We start from the raw sequence: 25,876 nt of genomic DNA, 5'->3' as shown, positions 1-25,876 counted from the left end.
TTTTTATACATGACTTATATATACCTATACTAAACAAGTGCACTTTTTGCCGGCATAGGCCTTTTGGCATAAGCAGCCTGACATTCACCCGGCTACGTTTACCACTCCTGTAGCTTTTTTAGGATTTATTACCTGTTTTGTTTAAATTAGCTAAAACCAAGATCAGCGCTCATGTCACCCGCCGAATTTACGGACTTGTTGCTGCTTCAGGGCGATTTCCTGAAGCCCTTTGCAATAGCGCTTACCCGTGATTCGGAAGCTGCCCGCGATCTTTACCAGGAAACCATGTACCGGGCGCTGCTACACCGGGAAAAATACACGGAGGGTACCAATATTCGTGCCTGGCTTTTTACTATCATGCGTAACCTGTTCATTAACCATTACCGCCGCAAGGTAAAACAGCAGCTGTTCCTGGAACGCGCCACCCGCGCGCTGGTCCTGTTACACCAGCCATACGTGGATAACCAGGCCATCACCAGCATGCAGGTAAAAGATATTCAACACGCCATTTACCGGCTCCCTAATTTATTCAAACGTCCTTTTCTGTTGTATTATGAAGGTTTTAAATACTATGAAATAGCCGATATGCTGCACGAGCCTATGGGCACCATTAAAAGCCGGATCCATTTTGCACGGAAAATGCTAAAGCAACAGATCGCCCACTAATGTCCAACTCACAACGCTTCCTATCCTTAGATGTTTTTCGCGGCCTTACTGTGGCCGGTATGATCCTGGTTAACAACCCGGGCAGCTGGTCATATGTATACACCCCGCTGGAGCATGCCCCCTGGCATGGCTGCACGCCTACTGACCTGGTATTTCCCTTTTTCCTGTTTGCCGTAGGCAATGCCATGAGCTTTTCCATGAAAAAGTACCAGGAGCTGGGCCATGCCACTGCTGTCAGGAAGATCCTGAAACGTACCCTGCTCATTTTCCTGATCGGGGTATTCCTGAACTGGTTCCCCTTCTTCAGGTGGAATGCAGAAGGGCAGCTGGTATTTAAATCCCTTTCCCAGCTGCGTATTATGGGCGTGCTGCCCCGCATAGCCCTGTGTTACGGGCTGGCAGCGCTGATCATTCATTTTTGGGGAGAGCGGCGGGCCTTTGTAATAGCGGGCTGCCTGCTGCTGGTATACTGGTGGCTGGTGCTGGCCTTTGGCCAGGGCGATCCCTATAGCCTGGAAGGTTATGCAGGCCTGCGGCTGGATAAATGGCTGCTGGGTGAGCAGCACCTGTACCGGGGCGAGGGCGTACCCTTTGACCCGGAAGGTATTTTAAGCACCCTGCCGGCTGTTTGTAATGTAATATTCGGCTACCTGGCCGGTGTATATATCCAGCAAAAAGGAAAAGATTATCCCATGCTGTGCGGCCTGCTGGTTACCGGCTGCCTGCTGGTATTTACTGCGCTGTGCTGGAACATGGTGTTCCCCATCAATAAAAAAATATGGACCAGCTCCTACGTGTTGTATACGGTAGGTATTGCCCTGCTGCTGTTGTCCGTACTGATGTATGCCATTGAATTCCGGGGCTGGACCAAACCCGCGGCCTTTTTTGAGGTGTTCGGAAAAAATCCTTTGTTCATCTACGTTATGTCCGGCGTGGTGGTAAAGCTATACCTGCTGGTGCGTACCGGGCCCGATGAGAACCTGTACGGATGGCTGTATGAACATATTTTCCGGCCCATTGGCGGCAACTACCCGGGCTCCCTGCTGTTTGCCCTGTTCCATGTAGGCCTGTTCTGGTTATTAGGGTGGGTGATGGATAAACGAAAGATCTATATCAGGGTTTAGATGCCTGCATTGCTTTAAAAAGCAAACTGAAAACAAAAAGCAGGAAGCAAAAGGTGGATCTTATTTCCAGCCTCTTACCTCCTGCTTTGTTTAATAGAGCAAGCAGGTTACGGACGGATTCAAACCGTCGTAAAAGGTTTTGCCGACCTTTACCTCGTCTCTCGGCCACGTAACCTGCATATTAAGTTCTTATGCCGTATAACAGGCGTAAATATCTTTGCTGAATAGTAGCTTTATAATAAAATACCAGCGTTTGCACCAGGGCTATCAGCCATAACAAGCCTGGCCTGGGCCAGCAATAATACACCGCTAAAAAGATCACCAGCAAACGCGCATATTCCAGGTAAAACACCCATTGCCGCTGTTCCAGTATAGCCCCGCTGTTAATCAGCGTCAGGAAAATGAATATTGTAAAACAGGCCTGCACAAACAGGGGAATATATTTTTCCAGCAGCAGGAAAAAGAACAACGCTGCCAGCGTCATTACCATTTGCGCTGCTACATAATTATGCAGCCGCCTGGTAGTAGTGCCGGTTGGGTTCCGGAACAGGAACTTTTCTTCCAGCACCTCCCTTATACCCGGGTTAATATGATCCGGCTTTCCGAACACCACCAGCCATTTTTGTTTTAAGCCCTTCGCCTGCCTGAAGGCATAGGCTATCTCCAGCAGAAAATGAAAGTGCTGCCATAAAAAACTATGGCTGTCCAGCGGTTTGGTGAGCCCATACTCCGGCTCCTCCTCTTCTGTTACAAAAGTGCCGAACAGCTTATCCCAGATAATAAGCACATCCCCGTAATTCTTATCCAGGTATTGTTCATTGCAGGCATGGTGTACGCGGTGGTGCGAGGGTGTTACAAATATGTATTCCAGCACGCCCAGCTTACCAATAGTGCGCGTATGAATAAAGAACGGGTATAACCCATGTACCAGCTGCACACTGATGATCATGGCCGGCGGAAAGCCTATTACCGGCAGCACAGACCAGAACATCATCCTGGCAAATGCCTGGAACACTGTAATACGTGCAGATACCGTGTAATTAAAATCCTCGCTCTGATGATGTACTACATGCGCGCCCCACAAAATATTCACTTCATGCGCCAGGCGGTGATACCAGTACCATATAAAATCCGTGAGGATCAGCAACGCTATCCACAACAGCACGCTGGATTGTATGTTAAAGATGGCAAAATGCCGGTGCAGGTAATCATATACAAAATAGAAGATGCCTATGGTAAAGGTATCCAGCAAACGCTCTGCTACCCCTACATTCAGGTTAGATATGGAAGTGGAAAAGCTGAAATACCTCCACCCCTTTTTACGGGCTACTCCATATTCAATACCCATGAGTAACAGGAATAGTGGAATGGCCCATGCCATGTGATTTAAGTGCATAGACTACGGCTAAACAATAATAAGGTGGTGGTAAACGGTTACAATAATACTGCTTTTATTTTAAATAGTCTATAGTTTTTATAGACTATTTAAGTCCATGGTCCATAGTCGATGGTCCATTGCACAATACGTATAGCAGCATCATATAAAATTCAGGTTGATGACAACAACGCATTTATTGAATAACTACCTTATGTACTATGCAATGGACCATCGACCATGGACCATGGACCTCTACTAATCTTCCTTGCCGCCATCATCGGCCATCCGCACTATTCTGGGCTGAAAGCGTCCTATTACATCCACCAGGCTGCTTTGCGCCGCCATTACTTCATTAATGTTCTTATACGCCATGGGCGCTTCATCTGGTCCACCGCCGACCAGTATTACCCCCTGTTCTTTCAGGTATTTGTTCAGCTCATACTGGGATATGGATTGCGCCGCATTAAAGCGCGACATTGCACGGCCTGCGCCATGTGATGCGGAGTGTAAAGATGCTGCCTCCCCCCTGCCTCTTACAATATAACCGGGCGCCGTCATAGAACCGGGTATAATGCCCAGCACTCCCTTACCGGCCGGTGTAGCGCCTTTGCGGTGCACTATCACCTCCTGTCCGTTATGGATCTCTTTCCAGGCAAAGTTGTGATGGTTCTCAACCCTTGCCAGCAGGCGCGCATCCATGGCTTTAATTAAACGCCGGTGTATCTGGTTATGGCAGGCGCTGGCATAATCGCCGGCCAGGTTCATGGCAGCCCAATATTCCTGGCCCGCTTCTTTATCTAATTCCAGCCAGGCAAAGTGCTGCGCCATCCTGGGCAGCTGGCATAATTCCCGCGCCAGCCGGGTATAGTGCGCTGCTATTTGTGCACCCAGGCCCCGTGAGCCGGAGTGCGATAACAGGCCAACATAAGTACCTGCCGGCAGGTTAAATTCATTGGTACCTGTTATTTGTACAATGCCCCATTCTACAAAGTGGTTACCGCTGCCGGAGGTTCCCAGCTGTTCCACCGCTTTTTTGTGCAGGTGCCGCAGCATAGGTATTTCGCGGAACAGCGCATGTTCCAGCACAGCGTCTTCTGTTTTGCCTACCCAGGTAGCGCCGGCCCCAAATTCTGTTTGTGTTACCAGCTCTCTTTTAAACTTGGCTGCGTGCCGCTCTAATGATACCACCGGCAGGTCCAGTATGCTCAGGCACATGCGGCAGCCAATGTCTACGCCTACCCCGTAGGGTATTACAGCATTATGGGTAGCCAGCACGCCGCCAATGGGCAAACCATAACCATGGTGCGCATCCGGCATTAAAGCGCCGGCTACTGCTACCGGCAGCCTTACTGCATTATTCATTTGCTGCAGGGCGCCGGTTTCAATAAACCCGGCCCCGTATATTTCATAGGGCACCGGTATTTCTTTTAGCGGAATATCTTCTTCCTCTTTTGTCTCCATCAACTTACCCGCTACTTTTCGCAAACCATCATCCGCCAGGTAGGCCATCGGATCTAACAGCACCTGCTTTAAGATATCCAACGCCGCCTCTTCGGAATGATGTCTGAATTGTTTTTCCATAGCGGTAATGGCTACGCTGATCGCAGGCCCCTCAGGGTATCCTATGTTACGTAGCGCCTTACCGGTAAGTCTTAATCTGGGCATATCGTGGGTTTTGAATATTTTAGTTAGCCCTGAAGCCTATCAGGGATGCCTTTCTTTCAAAGGACTTTTCATTTTGATTAGCAATTTCCGCAATGCTCATGGGCTGATAGATGTCTGTATCAAAGCCCAGGTGGCGCGACAGCTGCTGCGCCTTGGGAACAGACAGCCGGGAAAATTCATACTTCGCGATCAACCGCCCCTTCCGCAGCAGCGCACTGTCTATCATAGACAGGTCACTGTTAAAGGTGCAGATCACCTGCACGTTCAGGCAGTCTGCCAGCAGGCCGTCTGAAATGTTCAGCAGGTTTGATACAGTTGATTCACCGGTAAGCTTACGGTCCATCACAATGTTCTCTGCATCTTCAATCACCAGGATGCTGTTCGGGTTTTCTATCAGCAGGTCTATAAAGCCGGGCTGCGTAATGTGGGTAGCCATGCTGGGCGATACAAATAATACCCGCTTCTTCAGCCGCCCTATCAAATACCGCAGGTAAGTGGTTTTACCGGTTCCCGGTAAGCCGTGCAGCAGTACAATACCTTTATCATTCTGCTTGTTCAGCCGCTTTTGAATAGTGTTGTCAATCGCCGCAAAATCATCTTCATAATAAAGGCTCAGGTCCAGCTTTGTTTTTTTGATCTCCATGTTGCTCAGCTCCAGGCCATGTCCATCGTTGGTGATCAGGCTAATGTTGTTCTTCTTATGCTTTACCCGTTTTCTGAATTTGCGTAACAGTGCGGTCACTTCATCCACAAAAGCAGTGTTTTGCCCGTTATGCAGTATTTCACCATAACCTTCTCCAAATTCCACCATGCAGTTGTTGTTCATTACTATCAGGGTAATGGAATATTCGTATTTCTTTTCTTTACGTTCCAGCACACCGTATTGGTAGCTCTGTTGTATATCAGCTGCAAATGTTTCCCTGAAAATCTTCAGCGCGCGGTATCCATCAATGCCTAATACCAGGTTTACGCTGGGTATGGCATTAAAGCAATACATATAGAACTGCTTGGATTCCAGCAGCCGGGTGCTGAAAATGCTGTCTGCCGATATGATGCGTTGTTGTTGTATATGATTGTTCATCAGTGGTTGTGTTAATAGCCGGGGCGCGGGTCCGTATTCGTTTCTTTACCAGTGCACTCACAGCGTTCCTTATGCTGCCGGCCCCTGGTAAAGATGAATACATTGTAACGCACCTGGCGTTGTTGAATAGGAGGTTAATGCAAACAGAGACGAAAAAAATATCTTACAAAAAAGCCCTGCTCGCGTACACGGGCAGGGCTGAATAATGTGCATGTTTTACCATTACATCATTGCATACCTTACCCAACAGACCTTGCGATGTGCAAAGCCAGCCCTGTTCCGGTAATAGCGGCCTGTGTCAGGCGCTGTGATACCGGGCAACTGCCCACGGCGGTGTGTGTTTATTAGTATCTGAAGCATATTCCGGGTAACAAAAAAGCCCGGCTCATTATCAGCCGGGCTTTTTGTTATATACACAAATCTCTTTGTCTCATTTCTCGTTATAACATGCCCGGCAACTGTGATGCCCCTTTGGAAAGGACCCCGCTGCTTTTGTATTTATGATGAATTGACGCATGTTAAAATGGTTTTGTGATTAATTGAATTGAACCCTGCAAAGATAAATCGAATATTTCTGATCCTGCAAATTTTTCTGCTTCTTTTTCAAAAATTTTCGTTTAGCCATTCCTGTTAAAACAGCGTGCCATCACTTAGCTATTGGATGGCACGCACTATAAATGAACTCGAAAGCAAAAAAAGGATTAACAGCAACAGATGATGCTGGTCGACCGTTTTTATATTAATTCCATACTACCTGTAGAAGAGAATTGCTTTTCCAGCCGCTGCAGCTGGCGGATATGCCTTTCAATATGCTTGGTAAGGAAATAGATATACTGGTATATATCCAGCTTACCTAGGTTATTTACAGACATATTGGTGAACACCAGGCGCCCTTCCCCGTTCTTCAACAGGCTCAGGTTGTACATACACTGCGCAAACTGCTGCTTCAGCAAGGCTCTTACATCCTGCATATCCTTCATACCCGTAGGCTCCATATGATCGGGACGTATCCAGCCGAATGACTGGCTGCCTATCACCTCTATCTGCTCAAATTTGTCAAAGTAGTCGCCCGGCAGTATTACCGTATGGCCAGTACTTTTACGATCCAGCGCACGGCGGGTAGCTTTGTTAATGATCAGTAATAAAAAATAATTGGTAAGGCTAATATGCTCCAGCACTTCATGGGCATTCCACTGATCCGGCCCGGGTTTAAAATCCAGCAAAACCGGATCCCGGTCAAACCACGTATCCAACTCCTTGAAGTTGTTCAGCAAAGCCTCTCTTACTGTTTGAATAATATTTCTCATGATCTCACTATTTGGGGTTATGCACCTTCCTGATCCTTTGTACGGGCTAGTACATAACGTATTAAAGTATTTAAAAACAAAAATCCCGGCACGATTTCCAACGGGCCGGGATCTTATAACAAAAACTGTACTTGCTTTGCTATATACCTTGCCCATCAGGCTTTTTTAACACAAGTTTTTCCCATAGCATAACCGCACCCTCTTTTGACGGTGATGCGCTCATACATTCAACAGTTGCTATACTACTTTTTGTCTTGTGTTCAGTCATCATTACGAACTACGCTTAAGCAAAAAGTCCCGCATCTTTCCTGCGGGACTTTTGTTTTATCACTTGATAACTAGTTTGTTAACAATTGGTGCAACATGCCCGCAACCCGCTCTTGACCTGCTTCTTCAGCTTGCAGGACACCGCAGAGATAATATGTTGATGGTTGCGTAACATTTTTTTTCTTTTGCTGCAACAAAGATATTTTTATTTTTTTATTGCACAAAATCCAAAAGATATTTTTTTTTGAGAATTAATGTTTTTTTCATAAAAGCCGGTCCACAGTCCACGGATTACAATCAGCAACAGGTTATGAACACTTACCGCCGGCGCCCTCTGTAGCCCGTGGTCTGTGGACTGCCCATATCAGAAAAGCCGTAATTGCTGCTGCGGCCTTTGAAACAGCGAAGTATTTAATTCAAACTTCTCCATATTCAACCCGTTCTTTTTAGTATGGATCTTAAACTGCTGGCGGATCAGGTCTGCTACATTCCCCTCTCCCCGCATGCGGCGTCCAAAGTCACTATCGTTCACCTTACCTCCGTGCATGCTTTCTATCAGGTGCCATACCTTATCTGCCCGGTCAGGGAAGTTCTTATATAACCAGTCGTTGAAAATGATCTTTATGGCATCGTTCAGCCGTACAATGGTGTAGCCGGCAAACTTAGCCCCGTTCTGGGCGGCCATTTCCAGTAGCTGGGGCATTTCATGCTCATTAAGGCCGGGTATCATGGGGGCGGTCATTACCCCTACGGGTATTCCTGCATCACTTAACTCTTTGACTATACGAAAACGCTGTGCAGCCGTAGTGGTACGGGGTTCCATTTTTAAACGCAGGTCCTCCTGCAAGGAGGTAATGGATACATAAACGCATACCAGCTGGTCCTGTGCCAGTTTCTGTAACAGGTATTTATCCCGCAGCACCAGCGCATTTTTAGTAATAATGCCCAGGGGCTGTTTATATTCCAGGGCTACTTCCAGCAGCTGGCGGGTGATCCACATTTTACGTTCCACCGGCTGGTAACAATCCGTATTGCCGGAAAGGCTAATGGGCTTTGGCGTCCAGTTCTTATTATCCAGGAACTTGCGCAGCAGCTCCGGGGCATTTCTTTTTACCACGATCTTGCGCTCAAAATCCAGCCCGGCGCTCATGCCCCAGTACTGGTGCGAGTTACGCGCATAACAATAGATACAGCCATGCTCACAGCCCTGGTAGGGATTCATGGAGTACCACATTCCTACATCCGGGCTATCAACCTTATTCACCAATGATTTTGCATGCTCCTCAATGATCTGGGTAGGCACATCCGCCTGCCACCATTCATCAATCCCTTCCGGGTGATCCTGCGCGTATTCACTTTGCAGGAATTTATTCTTTGGATTCAGCTGCGCACCCCTGCCCTTATAATATAAATTTTCAGGCGCGCCCCCTTCCTGGAAAGGCAAAGTCATATACTAATTATTTTAGTAAAAATACTAAATTAATTAGCTATCTACCAAATTAAACATGGATTAAATATGCACATGTGTTAAATGTGCAGATGTGCACATCCGCAAATTATATAATTCCCATTTGCTGCATCAGGAAAGTAGCATTCTTATTATGGGCAATGCCTTCGCGGATGCGGTAATCGAAGTACAGACGATTTTCCTGGATGGTGCTTTCAAAGCAATAGTTCCTGATCTGCTGCGGGTATACCTGTTCCAGCTGCCCCAGCTCCAGGTCGTGAGTGGCTATCATGCCCAGGCAGTTATATTGCAAAAGATGGGTGATCAATTGCTGTGAGCCGGTAAGCTTGTCGGCGGAGTTGGTGCCTTTCAGGATCTCATCCAGCAATATAAATACGTTGCCGCCGCGCTGCAGCACTTTTACGATCTGCTGCAGGCGTAACAGCTCCGCCTGGAAATAAGAGGTATGCCGGGCAATGGAATCTTTAATACGCATGGAGGTCATGATGTGCACGGGCGTAAAGGAAAACCTTTCCGCACATACCGGCGCACCACACATGGCCAGCAGCAGGTTGCTGCCTACGCTGCGCAAAAAAGTGCTTTTACCGCTCATGTTAGAACCGGTGATAATAAGAAAGTGTTGCGGACGGCCTACTGTAATGCTATTGGTTACGCATTCTTTGGCCGGTATCAGCGGGTGGCCTACGGCTGTGGCTTCCAGCCCGCCCTGGTCTGTAGCTTCCGGGAAGATGTATGCGGGATGGTTAAAGGCAAAAGTGGCCAGGCTGCCCCAGGCTTCCATGCGCGCAATTACCTGCATCCAGTCCTGCACCTGGTGCTGGTAGCGGGCTTTCCATTTTTCCAGGCTAAACATGCAATGCAGGCTGTATAACACCAAAGAGTTCAGTACAGTAGCTACTATAAGGTTCAGGCTTTGATCCAGCGCATTGCTGATGCGGGCCAGCCGGTGCAGCGCATCTCCGGCTACTGCAGCCTGCTCCTGCTGCGTTTTAAGCAGCGCGGAGGTTTCAAACGATTCATTTTTCACCAGCTGCAGCAGCGTGGCAAACTTACGTAATACCTGCTCCTTATTGCTTAACTGCTGATGCTGCGCCAGCATTTGCCTGGAATTTGATCCCAGCAGCAGCCAGTTTACCATTAAGAAAAAAGCGGCGGGATAATAATTGCTGGTATAGCTATATATAATGATGCTGATGATCAAACAGGCGGGGCTTACCCAGCTTAGTATGCGCAGCCATTTTTTATCAATAAAAGAGAAAGGCATTTGCAGCCATTGCTGCAGGGAAGCCCGGTCAGCCGGGGTTTCATGCGCCAGCATGGCCTGTGCGGTAAGCAGCTGCCGGAACTCTACTTTGGGCGCCAGCTCTTTTACAGCGGCCTGCATTTGCTGTATGGCGGCGGTTTCCTGTAAAGGGAACTGCAGCGCATAAGCCAGCTCCTGCCGCCCCATTAAGGTACCGGTACGGTTTATATGCTGGTATAAAGAGGCCGGGCCAAAAACATCCAGGTCCGTACCAAAGGGATGCTGCTCCTCCACAAAATCATTCCCCGCCTCAAACCGGGATTCATAGGTAGTTTGCAGGTGCAGCTCCTTTTCATTCAGCTGCTGTAATGTTTGCAGCAGCTCCAGCTTATCCTTTACCCGCTGGTATTTTGCCAGGGCATATATAAAACCTGCCAGCAGCGCCAATATAGGCAGCCACCATATGGGTTCAAAATCCTTTGCAATGTATTGCCAGGCGCATACCAGTATGCCTACAAAGCAGCCCAGGCGCACCCAGCCCAATACCTGCAGCTGGCCGCGGGCCTTTGTGATCTGTTGTTGCAGCTGGGCTAAACGGTCGGCGTAAATTTTTTCCGGGGACATGGCGAGGGAAGATAAAAGGTGAAGCGTAAGCGTGAAACTATAAAAAAAGTGAAAGGGAGCTGTCCAGTGCTCCCCTCACTTCAACTTTGAAATTATAAACTGTATTGTCTCTTCAGCAGTTCCGGATATTCCTGGCTCACTTTCATAATCAGCTCACCAAACAGGGTATTGGCCCAGGAAAACCAGGGACGGGTGAACTTGGTTGGATCATCCTTCTGATAAGATTCATGGATAAACCCTTTATCCCCATCCGTATTACGGATGGTACGGATGCATTCTGCAATCTCCTCCTTATTCTGTGTGGTCAGGGCTTTCATGATAATGCTCATGGGCCAGATGTAGTCTACACCCGTGTGCGGGCTGCCGACACCATCGCCATACTTACCCTGGTAAAACCATGGGTGAAAGGTGCTCCATACAAAACGGCGGGCCGTTTGGTACAACGGATCATCGGCCGTGGTATATCCCAGGTAAGGGATGGATAAGAGGCTGGGCACATTGGTATCGTCAATAAACAGGCGGTTGCCAAAACCATCTACCTCAAAAGCATACATATGGCCCAGCTGCGGATGTTCTACCACGGCATAAGCCTTAATAGCACGGTCTACCTCATTTGCCAGGTCCGTACACTCTTTGGCAAAAGCAGCATCTTTCCAAACCGTGTTGCTGATCTCCGCCAGCTGGCGCAGGGATACTACGGCAAACATGTTGGAGGGGATCAGGAAGGGGAACACCGTAGCATCGTCCGAAGGACGGAAAGTAGATACAATGAGCCCTACCGGGGAAATGGGTGCGCCATAACCGCTGTTAGCTACAGTATCAGACTGCACCGGCGTAACACGCTGGAACTTGTAAGGCCCCTTGCCGTCTTTACGCTGCTGCTCTTTGAAAGTTTTTACGATCAGGGCAGATGACTTGCGGTAGCTATCATCCAGCACCTTGGTATCGCCGCTGATTTTCCAGTAATGGTAGGCCAGGCGTACAGTGTAACAAAGGGAATCTATTTCCCATTTGCGCTCATGCAGCTCCGGCTTCATATCAGTAATATCCTTATCCCACTCGCTGCCGGTGGGGCCTTCGTTAAAAGCGTTGGCATAAGGATCTATTAAGATACATTTCGTTTGACGGTTAATAACACCGGCAATCAGCTGCTGCAGGGCATTGTCTTCCTTCACCAACGGCAGGTAAGGCCATACCTGGGCAGAGGAATCGCGCAGCCACATCGCATGAATATCACCCGTAAGCACAAACGTATCCGGGCGGCCGTCTATAGTTTTATGATTTACAGTAGTATCCAGCGTATTGGGAAAGCAGTTTTCAAACATCCAGGCCAGCTTGGGATCGGCTATTTGTTTTTTGATGGAGGTAATTGCTTTTTCCACTGCCTGGCTGGTGAACTTACGCTGTGCCAGCGGCGGGCGTTGTGAGGCATAACCATCCCAACCCAATACCTGTTTGGGAAACCCCAATCCTATAGCGCCTGCCAGGAGGCTGCTGTTACGGATAAAATCTCTTCGTGCTACCATGGAATTTTATTATGAAAGCGCAAGATATAAAAATAGTTGGCAGTATAAACCCCAACTATCATTCATCTTCCTCCTCATCATCATCTGCACGGAGCTTTACAAAAGCGCTTCTGCGCGGGGCGGGCATAACGGCCTGCTCACCATGAATCGCTTTCCATACCACTTCATTCAGGTCCAGGTCCGGGGCACGGTCTTCATGCACCAGGTCAAAAGCGGCGGAACGCCGGGCGCTCTCATTCCAGGCACTGTTACGTTCTTCCAGGTTTACATTGGCTTCCCGCGCTGTATAGGGGCTCAGATCAGGAGTGGGGGTAAAACATTCCCATAAAGGTGTGGCAGCAGCATCATACTGGCTCATTGGCGGCAGGCCCAGGATCAGCTCCATGGTGCGCAATACTCCTGCGGTGGCATACATGTTATGCACCGGGGTTTTCCGTTTGGTATAAGGGCTTATCACGTATACGGGGGAACGGTGTGCATCCACATGATCGGAGCCATTCTGTGCATCATCTTCCAGGATAAAAATGGCGCTTTCTTTCCATACCGGGCTATGGGAGATGTGCTCTATCAGCCGGCCCACTGCCAGGTCATTATCTGCCACGGCGGCAAAAGGCGTATAGGCGCCCTTGCGCATACCGCTGGTATGATCATTACCCAGGCGTATCGTATTAAAATGCGGTAAGGCGCCTGCAGCTACCAGTGAATCAAAGTCCTGCGCCCACAATTGCTGCCGGTGAATATCCTGTATGGCCAGGTCAAAAGACGGATATCCTATACAGAAATGGCCTTCCAGCGATTTCAGGCTGGCTTTATTGCTTTCTGCAAACTCGCCATAGGTGCGGTAGCTTACGCCTGCCCGCTGGCAGTAGTCCCAGATAAAGCCTTTTTTAGGATAGGCTATTTTACGGCTGCCTTCATAATCATAAGTGCCGCCACGTTTGCCATAGCTGGTAGGCCAGGTTTTTTCAACATAATCGGTGGCATAAGCAGCCATAGACCAGTTGTGCCCATCTGCGCTTACTTCCGCATCTACATAAAAATTATCCAGCAGCACAAACTCACTGGCAAGGGCATGCTGGTTAGGAGTGATCGTTTCGGGGAATATACACAGGCTGCTATCTCCATTACCTTGCCGCATATCGCCCAGCACCTGGTCGTATGTACGGTTTTCCTTGATCACATAAAACACATATTTGATGGGTGAAACATCGCCCTGCTTTTGCGGAATGGGATTGCCTGCCGCTCCCGGCGCCAGCTGCTCTCTGGCTTTGGTATAAGGTGTATTTTCATATACCAGCCCTGACCAGCGGCTGAGCGTTGCTTCATCAGGCTCGTTAAATATGGAAAGGGTGCCTTTAAACAGCGCTGCAATGTATTGTACCGGCTTATCGGTCCGTATATTGCCTTCATGACGGCCGGCCGCATCCTGCCGGCGAATGGGGTTAGGTCCCTCCGGGTTAGCCAGGGAGGTAAATCCTTTGCCATTGGCCACCAGCACCTTTTTGCCCAATACCCTTACACAGGAAGGATACCAGCCTACCGGTATAAAACCCCTGGACCGGCTTTTACCCGGCTTTTCCACATCAAATACCGCCAGGCAGTTATTGTCTGCATTGGCAATGTACAGGGTACGGTTGTTGGCGGAAAGTGCCAGCCCATTAGTGGTGGAGCCTGCAGGCGCACCCGGGTATAAAGCAGTATTAAGGGTTTCGATGACTTTACCGCTGGCAATGTTTATAACAGATACGGTATTATCATTGGCATTGGCCACATACAGGTAACGGCCATTGGAAGAAAGGATCAGCTCATTCGGATGGCTTTCTGTTGCAATGCTGGTTGTAATACGCTGCTGTTTTGTATCAAACACAGCTACCTTATCTCCTCCCCACAGAGAAATGTAGAGCTGCTTAGCATCTGGCGACAGCACACAGGTATAGGCTTCTGCTTCCAGGGGCAGCTTGTTCTGCACCTTGTTGGTGATAAGATCTATAATATACAGGCTGTTATTTTCTTTGGTTACTACATACAGCTTTTTATGCGCATCATCTATGGCTATACCTGCCGGCCCTATTTTTTCCGGCCAGGGTTTGCCCAGGGAAATACTGTCTGCCAGCTGCAGCTTGTTATTATTAATAGCATATTTCCAGATCACGTTATCATTGCCACCGGATGCATACAGGTACTTTTCATCTTTACTAAAAGCAAGGCCCAGCCAGGATTTGGGAATGGTCACCTCATCCAGCAGGGTTTCATTTGCGGTGGCTATGAGCTGAATGGTTTGCCGGCCCTGCCCGTTATTGGTAACTGCCAGGAATTTGCCGGAGCTGGATAATACCATGTTCAGCGGCAGATCGCCCAGGGGCAGGGAACGCCCCACCGGCGTAAGTGACCAGCCATTGGGCAGGGTGATGCGGCGGGCAGCAGTATCGGTGGTTTTCTTTTGTGCCATAACCGGTAAGGCTGTTATGAGGGCCAGGATCCAGCATAGTTTTTTCATCAGTGCATATTTTGAAACAGGAAGGGGGTAAAGTTAGAAAGGCTGTGTAAAATAGGGAAATGTTCACTGTAAATTAATGGCACCATAACAACTATTGTGCTTTGCTGCCCGCTGCCCCTATTTTCGTAACTTGCAACGTTGGCTTCTGCCAATGGAAAACTGATATTATGAGTTATACACCAAAGCATAAAGTACGCATTGTTACTGCTGCGGCTTTATTTGACGGGCATGATGCCGCCATTAACATCATGCGCCGTATTATGCAATCCAAGGGCGCAGAGGTGATACACCTGGGCCATAACCGCTCTGCTGCGGAAATTGTAGACTGCGCCATCCAGGAAGATGCGCAGGGCATTGCCGTTACCTCTTACCAGGGCGGGCACGTAGAATTCTTTAAATACATGTACGACCTGCTGCAGGAAAAACACTGCGGCCATATTAAAATATTCGGTGGCGGCGGCGGCACCATTTTACCGGTTGAAATTGATGAGCTGCATGCCTATGGCATTACCCGCCTGTATTCCCCGGACGATGGACGGCACATGGGCCTGGAAGGCATGATCGAAGATGTAATACGCCAGTGCGATTTCCTGACCGTACCCGTGCTGAACGGACAGCTGCAGAAATTAGCCGATAAACAATACAAGATCATTGCGCAGGCCATTACCATTGCAGAAAACGACCAGCTGCCCGACTGGCAGCCGGACCAGCAAAAAACCAAGGCGGTACTGGGTATTACCGGTACCGGCGGGGCGGGTAAAAGCAGTGTAACGGATGAGCTGGTGCGCCGCTTCCTGAACAATTTTGAAGATAAAACCGTGGCGGTGATCTCTGTGGACCCTTCCAAGAAAAAGACCGGTGGCGCTTTGCTGGGCGACCGGATCCGCATGAACTCCATTCACCATCCCCGCGCCTATATGCGTTCCCTGGCTACCCGTGAAAGTGATAAAGCCGTTAGTGAACATATCCAGGAAGCAGTAGACATCTGCAAGCAGGCAGGGTTTGACCTCATTATCCTGGAAACTTCCGGTATTGGCCAAAGCGATACTGCTATTACAGATCACTGCGATGTATCCCTGTATGTAATGACGCCGGAATACGGCGCAGCCTCGCAGCTGGAAAAGATCAACATGCTGGATTATGCAGATGCCATTGCTATCAATAAGTTTGATAAAGCCGGCGCCTTAGATGCTTTGCATGATGTACGCAAACAATACAAACGCAATCATGGCTTATGGACGGCAAAGGACGAGGACCTGCCGGTAGTAGGTACCATCGCCTCCCAGTTCAATGACGCCGGTATTAACCAGCTGTTTGAAAAAGTGATCCATATTATTGAATCAAAGAACGAGGTACGCTTTGGAGAGGTAACCCATGAGCGGCCCAGGGATACCACTACCAAGTCGCAGATCATTCCCCCTGCGCGGGTGCGCTACCTGTCAGAGATCACAGAGGTGATCCATGATTATGGTAAATGGGTGAATGAGCAAAGCGCCATTGCCAGCCAGCTGTACCAGCTGCAAGGGGTGCTGGCTATGCAGGAGGTAAAGGCCAAAGATGAATTGAACAACATTAAGGCGCACCTGCAACAGCAGCTGCACCCCAGTTGCCTGCAGCTGATTGAGAACTGGCCAAAGCTGCAGCAGCAATACACGGCAGATCACTACGAGTTCCAGGTAAGGAATAAAGTGATCAAGCTGCCTTTATATACAGCCAGCCTTTCACAGTCGCGCATTCCCAAGATCAGCTTACCGCAATACAAAGACTGGGGCGATCTGCTGCGCTGGCAGCTTACGGAAAACCTGCCGGGTGAATTTCCCTATGCAGCCGGTGTGTTCCCGCTGAAACGGGAAGGAGAAGATCCCACCCGCATGTTTGCCGGGGAAGGCGGCCCCGAAAGGACCAATAAACGTTTCCACTACGTATCGCTGGACCAGCCGGCAAAGCGCCTCAGCACTGCGTTTGACAGTGTTACCCTTTATGGGGAAGACCCTGCCCACCGCCCCGATATTTATGGGAAAGTAGGCAACTCGGGGGTAAGCATTGCCACAGTAGATGACGCTAAAAAGCTGTACAGCGGGTTTGATCTTTGTGATCCCAAAACCTCTGTATCCATGACCATTAATGGCCCGGCGCCCATACTGCTGGCCTTTTTCATGAATGCAGCCATTGACCAGCAATGTGAAAAATATATTTCGGAGAACGGGTTAACGGAACAGGTACAGCAGCGCATTAAAGCAAAGTTCAAAGCACATCCTTTACCGCATTACAATGGCGATCTGCCCAAAGGCAACAATGGCTTAGGCCTGCAGCTGCTGGGTATTTCCGGCGATGAAGTACTGGACAGGGAAGTATATGAAAAAATAAAAGCCCACGCTTTAAATACCGTACGCGGTACTGTGCAGGCAGATATACTGAAAGAAGACCAGGCGCAGAACACCTGCATTTTCTCCACTGAGTTTGCATTAAAGCTCATGGGCGATGTGCAGGATTATTTTATTAAACAGCAGGTACGCAACTTTTACTCCGTAAGCATTTCCGGTTACCATATTGCGGAAGCAGGCGCCAATCCTATTACCCAGCTGGCTTTTACATTAGCGAATGGTTTTACCTATGTGGAGTATTACCTGAGCCGGGGTATGCATATAGATGATTTTGCACCCAACCTCTCCTTCTTTTTCAGCAATGGCATGGACCCTGAATATGCCGTAATAGGCCGTGTGGCGCGCCGCATATGGGCCAAAGCCATTCGCCAGAAATATAAGGGCAACGACCGTTCACAAAAGCTGAAATACCACATTCAAACCTCCGGCCGCAGCCTGCACGCGCAGGAAATAGATTTTAATGACATCCGCACCACCCTGCAGGCCCTGTACGCTATTTATGACAACTGCAATTCCCTGCACACGAATGCGTACGATGAAGCCATCACCACGCCCACGGAAGAAAGTGTACGCCGTGCTATGGCCATTCAGCTAATTATTAATCAGGAACTGGGTACGGCCAAAAATGAAAATCCCATACAGGGTTCTTTCTTTATTGAAGAGCTGACCGATCTGGTGGAAGAAGCTGTGCTGCTGGAGTTTGATCGGATCACAGAACGTGGCGGGGTGCTGGGCGCTATGGAAAGAATGTACCAACGTAATAAGATCCAGGAAGAAAGCTTATACTACGAATCACTGAAACATGACGGGCAATACCCGATCGTGGGTGTGAATACTTTCCTGAATAAAAAAGGATCTCCTACCATTATACCGGCAGAAGTGATCCGTTCTACTACGGAAGAAAAAGAATTCCAGATCAATACCCTGCAGGCTTTTCAGGCACGGCATGCAGATAAAAGTGTAAATGCATTAAAGCAGCTGCAACAGGTAGCCGTGAATAATGGTAACCTGTTTGCGGAGCTGATGGAAACGGTGAAGCACTGTTCCCTGGGACAAATTACACATGCGCTGTATGAAGTAGGCGGGCAGTATAGAAGGAATATGTAATTGATCTTATATCAGGAAGTGGCCGCATTTTGTGGCCATTTTTTTATGGCCGAATTGTTAACCGGCCTTGCCTGGAATTACTTTCCCCTGCGCAAAAAATACTGTGCAAGGGAAAGTAAAACAACAAGGCATCCGGCAAATTGCGGAGAAGACTGCTAGTTTTCATTACGTGGAATTATAAATCAGCTTATGTTGATCCTGGATCTTCCTGGTTCATTAAATATGATGGCTTGTTTCTTTTAAGAAAGACGGTAACAAATAGGTTTTACTTTTTCAAAAAAGATGATAACAAGTTTGCTTAAAAAATAAGGAGTTTTCCTTGAAAACAGGATAGCGTAACTCGATTCAGAATTTGGTTTTCAGTTTAAATTTTGGCTCTGTAGTGATACTCATCATGGAGATGTGTATTACTTACACAATCTTAGCTTAAATTTTTGTTAAAAAAAAATTTACGGCTTATTTTTTTGGAGAGAGATAAGCGTAATTAGTACGCTTGTTCATGGTCGATATCCCCATAGTCCATCACAACTGCATTTGTACTCGTCCTGGGGAACAGGCCATGGATCGTAGTCTACTACACCTCACGCAAAGCATAATGATCCGCAGGCAGTGGTCTGCGTGTATACATGCACTCCAAAATAGGCCATAGACCATTGCCTGTTACGTTTATACATCTTCATCGAAATATGCTATGGACTATCGACCATGGACCATTCAGAACCCAATCCCTAAATACCGCTTCTTCCGCTGATCGTATTTTTCAAAGTTGAATTTATACAAACGGGCCGGCCGGTGAGGTACATCATCCTCTTCTTCATGCAGATCAACCAGCAGGTCCATCGATAAAAATTTCTTTCTGAAGTTGCGCCGGTCCAGCTTTACATCCAGTATGGCTTCATACAGGTTTTGCAGCTCGCGCAGGGAGAATTTTTTAGGTAACAGGTTAAAGCCTACCGGCTGCTCTATGACCTTATGCTTTAAACGCTCGTGGCAGCTTTGTAAAATTTCCCGGTGATCAAAAGCCATATCTGTTACATCTTTCACAGTATGCCAGTGCAGCTCGTTGCCGTGCTTTTTCAGCTCATTCTGCTCTATGTTCACCAGTGAATAATAAGCTACTGTAATTACCCGCCCTGCAGGATGCCGGTGCACGCCACCAAAGGTCTGCACCTGCTCCATGTACACATGATCCAGGCCTGTGCGGGCTTTCAGCACACGGTAAGCTGCCTCATTCAGCTCTTCTTCGGGGCGTACAATATCGCCCAGTAATGACCATTTACCTGTAAATTCATTGAGGTCGGATTTTATCAGTAATACTTTTAGTTCATCATTGTCAAAGCCAAAGATGACACAGTCTACCGAAATAGCCATTTTAAAGTAGGTACTGATCTCTGTCAGATGCGCATTAATGTTCTTTGCCTGCATAGCTATAAAAACGTGGAATTCTTAAATATTAGCTTGCTCTTTGTTGTATTGGTATTCGGTTTCTAAGGGATGGCGGCCCGCCTGGTTGAATGAGCGTATTGTATTATAAAAGTTATGGGATTTTTTTATATCAACGAAAATTATTTTATACCACCTGCTTTATATACTTGTTCCCCTCCGCTGAAAGTGGCCAGCACTTTAGTTTTCAGCACTGAGTCCAACGGTATTTCCATCAGGTCATGGTCCAGTATTACCAGGTCAGCCAGCTTACCCGGCTCCAGGCTGCCGCGGGTGTCCTCTTCAAAACAACCTTTAGCGGCCCAAATGGTCATGCCCTGTAAGGCCTGCTGCCGGGTTAATGCATTCTCTTTCTGAAAGCCGCCGGGCGGATAGTTATTGGCATCCATACGGGCTACAGCTGCCAGGAATGTTTTCAGGGGATTAATATCTTCTACCGGGAAGTCGGTCCCCAGCGGTATCCAGCCATTTTGCTGCAACAGCTGCTGGTAAATATAGGCGCTTTTAAGCCGCTCTGGTCCCAGGCGGGCGCCGGCCCAGTACATATCAGAGGTAGCATGCGTAGGCTGTACCGATGGGATAATGCTGTACTGCCCAAACAAGGGCACATCTTCCGGGCTCACTACCTGCGCATGTTCTATACGCCAGCGCCGGTCGTTCTTACCCTTTAATACGTGGCTGTATATACGCAGTATTTCACGGTTGGCAGAATCACCAATAGCGTGCGTGCAAAGCTGGAACTTTGTGTTGATCAGCTGTGCGGCCCGCATGGCAAAATAGCTGCTATCCTTCAGCAAAAAGCCCTTCCAGCCTGGTTTATCTGTATAATCCTGTAACAGGCAGGCCCCGCGGGAGCCTAAAGCCCCATCAGCATAACATTTAAAACCTGCTATGTTTATATGGTCGGTACGGTAAGGTCCTTTGGGTAAAAAATAGTCGTAGTTTTCAGTGCTGTCTGTCAGCAGCACGTATAAACGCATTTTTAAAAGCTGCTGTTGCTGCAGGCTGTCAATCAGCAATGCTTCATTTTTCATAATGCCGCAATCCGCAATAGTGGTTAGCCCTGCTGCAAAACAGCTGGCAGCTGCATCCTGTAATGCTTTTTGTAAAAGAGCGGTAGTGGCTTGCGGTACTTTACCAAAAACTACCCGTACCGCATTGTCTATTAAGATCCCGGTGAGCTTTCCGTTCTTTGTTTCAATTACGCCCCCCGTCAACGTTTGTCCTGCATGTACACCGGCTGCATCCAATGCTGCCTGGTTGGCAATAGCAGCATGCCCGTCTACCCGGCCCAATAAAACCGGCGTATGAGGGAACAGGCTATCCAGCACTGTTTTATCAGGGAATGCTTTCTCCGGCCAGTCGTTCTGGTCCCAGCCACGGCCCAGTACCCACTGCGTTGCAGCCGGTGAATGGGCTGCTGTAAAGGCTTTTACACGGTCTATTACCTCCCGCCAGCTTTGGGTGCCCACCAGGTTCACCTGCTGCAGGCTAAAACCATAACCCACAAAATGGGCATGGGCATCAATAAATCCCGGGTATATGAAATGGCCGCCCGCATCCTGCACCTGCGGAGCAGTATACTTTTCCAGTATTTCCTGCTCGTCGCCGATGGCTACTATCTTTCCATGATGGATAGCCATTGCCTGCGCCTGGCTGAAATGCGCATCCACCGTATAGATCTTTGCATGATGAATAATAAGGTCGGCTTGTTTTTTACTGCTGCAGCTCCAGCAAAGGAGGGCCATACAGCAAACGGGTAATAACTTCATGAGGGAGTATTATGTATAAAAACTAAATTTACGCACAGTTTTGAATATATGTATACGAAGGAAATAGAACGCACCCTTGCCCAGCTGGCCAAAACGCTGCTGGGTAAATTAAGCAAACAACAGCTGCTCAATAACCCGGAAGAAACACTGGAAGCCTTGCAGCGCGTGATCATTTACAATGACTGGCGCTATTATGTACAAAGCGATCCGGTGCTGAGCGACTTTGAATACGATCAGCTGTTTGCCTGGCTTAAACAGCTGGAACAGGAAAATCCGCACCTGGTAAGTCCTGATTCGCCCACGCAGCGGGTAGCGCTGGGCTTAAGCAAATCGTTCCCTACCGTACAGCACCTGGTGCCCATGCTGAGCCTTGACAACTCTTATAATTCCGACGACCTGGTAGACTGGGACCGCAAAGCACGCGAGCTTACCGGCCTTACAGATATTGAATATTGTATAGAGCCTAAGTTTGACGGGGCCAGTATTTCCCTGATCTATGAAAACGACCGCCTGGTGCGGGGTGCCACCCGTGGCGATGGCGTAGCCGGGGAAGATATTACCGTGAACATCCGGCAGATCCGCAACATTCCCCTATCGGCCAACTTCAGCGCCTATGGCATTCAATCTATTGAGATCAGGGGCGAAGTGCTTATCAACAAAAACACTTTCAAAGCTTATAACGATCAGCGCACTGCAGATAACCTGCCGCCGCTGGCCAACCCACGCAATGCCGCATCCGGCTCCCTGCGCATGGTAGACCCGCGCGAAGTAGCCAAACGCGGGCTGGAAGCCTTCCTGTACCACATGAGCTATCATGTAATGGATAAAGGAAAGGAAGAGCCCAAAGAGATCCAAACCCATAGCAATACGCTGGATCTATTGAGCCACCTGGGTTTCCGCAGTCCCGGCAAAGAAAAGAAAGTAGTGAAAGGCATAGACGCCGTAATTGACTATGTATTGAAATTTGAAGAAGAACGCGATAACCTGCCCTATGAAATAGACGGTATGGTGATAAAGGTAAATGACTATGCACTGCAGGATAAGCTGGGCATGACCACCCACCACCCGCGCTGGGCCATTGCCTATAAATTCAAAGCCCGGCAGGCTACCAGCAAGCTGCGGAAAGTAGAGTTCCAGGTAGGCCGCACCGGTTCTATTACGCCGGTAGCTAAAATTGATCCCGTGCCCATTGGCGGCGTAACCGTGGGTTCTATTTCCCTGTTCAATGAAGATGTGGTAAAGGAAAAAGATCTGAAGATAGGCGATACCGTGCTGGTAGAAAGAGCCGGTGATGTGATCCCCTACATTGTAAAATCCGTAGCAGATCTGCGCGATGGTTCTGAACAGGACATTATATTTCCCAAGAACTGCCCTGTATGTAACAGCAAGCTGGAAAAGCCGGAAGGGGAAAGCGTTTGGCGCTGCCCCAATATTAACTGCGAAGCGCAGGTAATAGAACGCATGATCCATTTTGTGAGTAAGGATGCCATGGATATACGCAGTTTGGGCGAAAGCAATGTGCGTAAATTCTATACCCTGGGATTAATGAAAGATATTCCCGGCATTTATGAGCTGGATTTTACTGAGCTGGCAAAGCTGGAAGGCTTTGGTAAAAAGTCCCTGGATAACCTGCAATCAGCTATTGAGCAATCCAAAACACAACCCCTGCACCGGCTGATCTTTGGCCTGGGCATTCGTTATGTGGGAGAAACCACCGCCAAAACACTGGCCAATGCCATTCATCACCTGTTAGACTATACGAACTGGACGGCGGAGCAGCTGCTGGAACTGGAAGACATTGGCCCTAAAGTGGCGGGCTCCATTACCCAGTTCTTTGCCAATGCAGATAATATAGCCGTGCTGAAAAAGCTGGAATCGCTGGGTGTAACACTGGTCAATAATAAATCCTCCCAATCCGGCAGTGGCAGCCTGGAAGGTCAAAGCTTCCTGTTCACCGGCACTTTAGCCAAACTGAAACGCAGTGATGCGGAAGAAATGGTAGAACAACAGGGCGGTAAAATACTGAGTGGCGTAAGCAGCAAGCTCAATTACCTGGTAGTAGGTGAAGATGCCGGCAGCAAGCTGGAAAAAGCAAAGAAGATCAACACCATCCGTATACTGACAGAGGATGAGTTTATAAAGATGATAGAAAGCTAATTCCCATGAATGAACAGGAAGCAGGACAACATTGGAATGAAAATGCAGAAGCCTGGACAGCATTGGCCCGGGCGGGATTTGATATTCACCGGGATGGTTATAATACCCCCGCATTCTTTAAGCTGCTACCCAACATAAAAGGGCTTTCCGGTATTGATATTGGCTGCGGGGAAGGCGCCAACACCCGGCTATTAGCAAAGAATGGCGCCACCTTACAGGCTGTGGATATTGCAGAGAATTTTATTGCGCACGCACAGGCAACGGAAGATAAGGAGCCTTTGGGCATTACCTATTCCATAGCCAGCGCCGCTAAGCTGCCCTTTAACAATCAGCAGTTCGACTTTGCTACCTCCTTCATGTGCCTGATGGATATTCCCCATCCGGAACAGGCGCTGAAAGAAGCTTTCCGGGTGTTGAAACCAGGCGGCTTTCTGCAGTTCTCCATTACTCATCCCTGCTTTGATACCCCGCACCGGAAGAATTTAAGAAATGCAGCAGGTGAAACATATGCGGTAGAAATAGGAGGTTACTTTAACTACCAGAACGGAAAAGTAGCAGAATGGACCTTTAATAACGCACCCGGTGAGCTGAAGGAAAAATTCTCCAGCTTTAAAGTACCTATGTTCAACAGAACGCTTACCCAATGGATCAGCGCCATTGTGGATGCAGGCTTTGTGCTGGAGCGCATCAATGAACCTTACCCGGATAATGAGGTATTGGCAAAACATCCATCCTTACAGGATGCGCAGGTAGTACCGTATTTTTTACATTTCCTTTGCAGAAAACCAGCCGGGATATAAAATCCCATCAATAGTTATGGACGATAATTATTTCATGCAGCAGGCGCTGAAAGAAGCCCGCAAAGCTTTTGACGATGGTGAAGTACCGGTAGGCGCTGTAGTAGTGATGAATGAGCAGGTAATTGGCCGCGGCTACAACCAGGTAGAGCGCCTGAACGATTGTACGGCCCATGCAGAAATGATAGCCTTAACAGCCGCCTTCAATTCGCTGGGCAGCAAATACCTGATGGAAGCAACCCTGTATGTAACCCTGGAGCCCTGCCTCATGTGCGCCGGCGCTTTATACTGGAGCAAAATAGGCCGCATTGTTTATGCAGCCCGCGATGATAAGCACAGCTACCGCCGCTCCACCGGCGACCACATTCCCTTTCACCCCAAAACCAGGCTGGAACAAGGCCCGGGAGAAACCGAAAGCCTGCAGCTGGTAAAAACATTCTTTGAGAAGAGAAGACTGCGCTGAGGCTAATTACAAATTATCAATTACGACCCCGCCCAAAGCGGCGCATAGTCTGCCCTGCCAAACGGGGAATGCCATAGAAAATAATCATGATTATGAATAAATGCGAATGAGGCAACCGTGGAAAAGAGTGAGCGGAGAATTAGAGGCAACAGCGGGGGATAATTACGAATTATGAATTACGAAATGCAACAGTTATTTCCATAAATAAGGATCTGCATTGATGAGGAATTGGTATTGTGCATGGCCTGCAGAAAGTGATTGCGAATTATCAATTACGAAATGCAAATTTTTAGTGCACGGCTATTTAATAAAAATGCATTACGCGTTCACGCAGGATTCGCAGTATGAAAAGGCAATAGTGATCCAGCATAGCCGTAAAGTAATAACGAGTTATGTCAACAATAATACACTACTATAATTACGCAGCATTAACATTCCAACGATATTCCTTTCCTGATAAACGCACTACTGAATTTTTGCAGGTCCAAAGCAAGGACCTTTGCCCGGCGTGACACGAACCACCAATGCCCCACCCACCCTCCAAAGCCCATCCGCTTGACAATGTTTAATAGCCATCCAAACAGTCGGGCGCAGTCCAGCTTTGGACCTGCAAAATGAAGGATCACCACCATTGCCAAACAAAAACTCTCCAGGACTTGACAATGCTTAATAGCCATCCAAACAGTCGGGCGCAGTCCGGCTTTGGACCTGCAAAATGAAGGATCACCACCATTGCCAATAAAAATGCCCAAACTCCCCAGGCAAAATTTCATTTCCAAAACTAAAATCCGTAATTTCAATACAGCCTTTATAAACCCACGCTACAGCCATAATTAATGATTATATAATACCCGCAACCACTCTATTATAGAGTGCGGTACAGAACTTTACCAAAATCTAAAATCCC

At 48.3% G+C, this 25,876-nt stretch carries 17 protein-coding genes; 6 read left to right on the top strand and 11 right to left on the bottom strand.

The genetic code is table 11. The annotated features are described in order from the left end of the window. Window positions 1-171 precede the first annotated feature (171 nt). Window positions 172-666, top strand: coding sequence for an RNA polymerase sigma factor (locus tag BMZ54_RS06405; RefSeq protein ID WP_089907640.1), 495 nt, complete (start codon window positions 172-174; stop codon window positions 664-666). Further along, complete coding sequence (locus BMZ54_RS06400) at window positions 666-1,790, top strand: acyltransferase family protein (protein ID WP_089907637.1); 1,125 nt, start codon at window positions 666-668, stop codon at window positions 1,788-1,790. Before BMZ54_RS06405 ends, BMZ54_RS06400 begins: the two co-directional genes overlap by 1 nt. Window positions 1,791-1,971: 181 nt before the next feature. Here the strand turns inward: BMZ54_RS06400 and BMZ54_RS06395 are convergent, their stop codons facing one another. The 8 genes from BMZ54_RS06395 to BMZ54_RS06355 form a co-directional block, all read right to left on the bottom strand. Continuing rightward, window positions 1,972-3,186 (bottom strand): sterol desaturase family protein, encoded by a 1,215-nt coding sequence (locus tag BMZ54_RS06395; RefSeq protein WP_089907634.1) that lies wholly within the window; start codon window positions 3,184-3,186, stop codon window positions 1,972-1,974. Between the two features lie 237 nt (window positions 3,187-3,423). Continuing rightward, window positions 3,424-4,833: an RtcB family protein gene (locus BMZ54_RS06390; protein ID WP_089907631.1), complete on the bottom strand. Its 1,410-nt coding sequence runs from the start codon at window positions 4,831-4,833 to the stop codon at window positions 3,424-3,426. A gap of 19 nt (window positions 4,834-4,852) precedes the next feature. Continuing rightward, on the bottom strand, window positions 4,853-5,914 hold the full coding sequence (locus BMZ54_RS06385) for an AAA family ATPase (protein WP_089907628.1): 1,062 nt from the start codon (window positions 5,912-5,914) through the stop codon (window positions 4,853-4,855). Window positions 5,915-6,648: 734 nt separating this feature from the next. Then, on the bottom strand, window positions 6,649-7,221 hold the full coding sequence (locus BMZ54_RS06375) for a DinB family protein (RefSeq protein ID WP_089907622.1): 573 nt from the start codon (window positions 7,219-7,221) through the stop codon (window positions 6,649-6,651). A gap of 631 nt (window positions 7,222-7,852) precedes the next feature. Beyond that, the gene (locus tag BMZ54_RS06370; protein WP_089907619.1) at window positions 7,853-8,938 is read right to left on the bottom strand and encodes a PA0069 family radical SAM protein; all 1,086 of its coding nucleotides are present in this window, start codon (window positions 8,936-8,938) and stop codon (window positions 7,853-7,855) included. A 106-nt stretch (window positions 8,939-9,044) separates the two neighbouring features. Beyond that, entirely contained in the window at window positions 9,045-10,823 is a 1,779-nt protein-coding gene (locus BMZ54_RS06365; RefSeq protein ID WP_089907614.1) for a MutS-related protein, read from the bottom strand. Window positions 10,824-10,915: 92 nt separating this feature from the next. Beyond that, window positions 10,916-12,349 (bottom strand): glycoside hydrolase family 125 protein, encoded by a 1,434-nt coding sequence (locus BMZ54_RS06360; RefSeq protein ID WP_089907611.1) that lies wholly within the window; start codon window positions 12,347-12,349, stop codon window positions 10,916-10,918. A 58-nt stretch (window positions 12,350-12,407) separates the two neighbouring features. Continuing rightward, complete coding sequence (locus BMZ54_RS06355; RefSeq protein WP_089907606.1) at window positions 12,408-14,846, bottom strand: bifunctional YncE family protein/alkaline phosphatase family protein; 2,439 nt, start codon at window positions 14,844-14,846, stop codon at window positions 12,408-12,410. 167 nt (window positions 14,847-15,013) lie between these two features. On the opposite strand from BMZ54_RS06355, the gene BMZ54_RS06350 reads away from it, so the two are divergent. Continuing rightward, window positions 15,014-18,337, top strand: a complete 3,324-nt coding sequence (locus BMZ54_RS06350) for a methylmalonyl-CoA mutase family protein (protein WP_089907603.1) — start codon at window positions 15,014-15,016, stop codon at window positions 18,335-18,337. A 714-nt stretch (window positions 18,338-19,051) separates the two neighbouring features. On the opposite strand, the gene BMZ54_RS06345 is transcribed toward BMZ54_RS06350, so the two are convergent. Together BMZ54_RS06345 and BMZ54_RS06340 are read right to left on the bottom strand one after the other, a co-directional pair. Continuing rightward, window positions 19,052-19,762 carry an NUDIX hydrolase gene (locus BMZ54_RS06345; RefSeq protein ID WP_089907600.1) on the bottom strand — a complete coding sequence of 237 codons (711 nt, stop codon included), beginning with the start codon at window positions 19,760-19,762 and terminating at the stop codon, window positions 19,052-19,054. A 140-nt stretch (window positions 19,763-19,902) separates the two neighbouring features. Next, on the bottom strand, window positions 19,903-21,552 hold the full coding sequence (locus BMZ54_RS06340; protein ID WP_089907597.1) for an amidohydrolase: 1,650 nt from the start codon (window positions 21,550-21,552) through the stop codon (window positions 19,903-19,905). A 48-nt stretch (window positions 21,553-21,600) separates the two neighbouring features. Here BMZ54_RS06340 and ligA point away from each other — a divergent pair, with 48 nt between their 5' ends. The 3 genes from ligA to BMZ54_RS06325 are packed head-to-tail and all read left to right on the top strand — an operon-like array spanning window position 21,601 to window position 24,969. After that, window positions 21,601-23,709 carry an NAD-dependent DNA ligase LigA gene (gene ligA / locus BMZ54_RS06335; protein ID WP_089907594.1) on the top strand — a complete coding sequence of 703 codons (2,109 nt, stop codon included), beginning with the start codon at window positions 21,601-21,603 and terminating at the stop codon, window positions 23,707-23,709. A gap of 5 nt (window positions 23,710-23,714) precedes the next feature. Then, window positions 23,715-24,509, top strand: coding sequence for a class I SAM-dependent methyltransferase (locus tag BMZ54_RS06330; protein ID WP_089907591.1), 795 nt, complete (start codon window positions 23,715-23,717; stop codon window positions 24,507-24,509). A gap of 16 nt (window positions 24,510-24,525) precedes the next feature. Continuing rightward, window positions 24,526-24,969: a nucleoside deaminase gene (locus tag BMZ54_RS06325; RefSeq protein WP_089907588.1), complete on the top strand. Its 444-nt coding sequence runs from the start codon at window positions 24,526-24,528 to the stop codon at window positions 24,967-24,969. Window positions 24,970-25,397: 428 nt separating this feature from the next. On the opposite strand, the gene BMZ54_RS06320 is transcribed toward BMZ54_RS06325, so the two are convergent. Next, window positions 25,398-25,769, bottom strand: coding sequence for a hypothetical protein (locus BMZ54_RS06320; RefSeq protein WP_143080924.1), 372 nt, complete (start codon window positions 25,767-25,769; stop codon window positions 25,398-25,400). Window positions 25,770-25,876 lie beyond the last annotated feature (107 nt).

The sequence above is a fragment of the Chitinophaga rupis genome, assembly GCF_900109685.1.
Taxonomy (GTDB): Bacteria; Bacteroidota; Bacteroidia; order Chitinophagales; family Chitinophagaceae; genus Chitinophaga; species Chitinophaga rupis.
Note: the sequence above shows the minus strand (reverse complement) of the source record. Positions and strands in the feature narration are given on the sequence as shown.